At 50.8% G+C, this 1,481-nt stretch carries 1 protein-coding gene and 1 pseudogene; one reads left to right on the top strand and one right to left on the bottom strand.

All coding sequences use genetic code 11. From position 1 onward, the window contains the following. Nucleotides 1-104 (top strand): annotated as a pseudogene (locus GOW98_RS25995) (IS6 family transposase); the annotation flags it as partial. Between the two features lie 221 nt (nucleotides 105-325). Here the strand turns inward: GOW98_RS25995 and GOW98_RS25480 are convergent. Then, complete coding sequence (locus tag GOW98_RS25480) at nucleotides 326-1,417, bottom strand: hypothetical protein (protein WP_170337393.1); 1,092 nt, start codon at nucleotides 1,415-1,417, stop codon at nucleotides 326-328. Nucleotides 1,418-1,481: the final 64 nt, after the last annotated feature.

Raw genomic sequence — 1,481 nt, 5'->3', positions numbered from 1 at the left:
TCTACAACCACTTCAACCAGGAAAGATCGCTAGCCAGCCGAGACACATTCAAGCTAATGCGCACCGCCGCTCTCGCCGAGTGGCGCGAACTTGGTGCGGCATAAAGGGTAGCTCTACTGGACTAGCTGAGACTGGTTCGAATTTGTCTGACAGCACCGACGCCTGAGTTTAGCACTTATGGGTCAGAGGAGACGGTCTGCGGTTTCATCCGGTGGGGTGATTGTTTGGCTCCCGTATTGACCGGGTACTTCGTTCGATCGGGGAGGCTTAATGTTAGCCTCGATGACCTGCCAGAGACCGGATGGCATTCGTCCTGCAACACGGACTATACAGCAAGGGGAGCTATTCCACCTGCGAACGATGCCAGAATTGGTGCAACGATTGCGAACCCTGTGCGCAAGACTTCACCCACACCTTCTTTCAACCCACGCGAGGCCTTCCAGTCTTCGATATCAAAGCCCTTCTTATTCATTTCAACTTGGCTGACCACACGAGTAAGGTTTTTGACCCTGCTATCCAGTATCAGTGCGACCGGAAGGTAGAAACTTAGCATAAGCAGGCAGAAGTAAGTTCCCGTGAAGAGCGCTGATGCAGTAATGAGCGAGTTATAAGCGGCTTTTTCTGTTTCGGAGATCAAAGGCAGAGGCCAATACATCCAGCTCGACGCAAAAAACATTCCAAAGGTCAGAACCAGGCTGGACAAGTATAGTTGCTGCCGCATCTGGTGAAGGCCTCTGGCCAATTCTGCAGCCGTTTCCTCGACACTTTCATGATTTCCGGTCGCCAGACACAGGATCATGCCAACTATCAGTGCACCGACCGCAAGCCCGGCGAGCGCATTGATAATATCCAATACCCGCATAAACATCGTAAAAACAGGTATCTCTCCGCACGTGCCCAACAGCCAATAATCGTCAGGTTCCAAACACCCTGGCAGGGTTCCACGTGATAACGCCGTTTCAAACACAGCCTTACCGACCTGATGATAAATTCTGGGAGTGGTCGACGTCACATATTGTTGGATCGTAGGAACCACCGCCAGCATGAATATGGCAAGTACCGTGGCAATTGCTGCAATTCTTGTATCGCGCGCCATTGGTCGTGTCAGATTGCGGATAAGCAAAGCTACTGCCAACACAGCAAGAGACGCAAAAAACCAGGACGCCGCAAGAAACCGAAGACGGCCAACGGCTTCCAGCCATGTATTCTCGTCATTCAGAATTTCGAGCGGCACGTTCAAATCTGTTGCAATCAGATGATGGTGGATCAGCTCATGCAATCCAAAAATGAAAACCGGCACCAATGCTATTGAAAAATAACGCAGTTCTACACGACGGTTAGACAAGTCCGACCTCTTGCGTTTCTGAAAACAACAAAGGAAATCATAGCACATATTGCTGCTGTCGGCATCGATCACAGGCACAGTGGTCTTGTCAGATTAACTTTACTTGAGCGGGGCAGGGCGAGTGCGTAGCGTTTGG

The organism is Ruegeria arenilitoris (assembly GCF_013032445.1).
GTDB classification, from domain to species: Bacteria; Pseudomonadota; Alphaproteobacteria; order Rhodobacterales; family Rhodobacteraceae; genus Ruegeria; species Ruegeria arenilitoris_F.
This window is presented reverse-complemented; position numbering and strand designations above follow the sequence as displayed.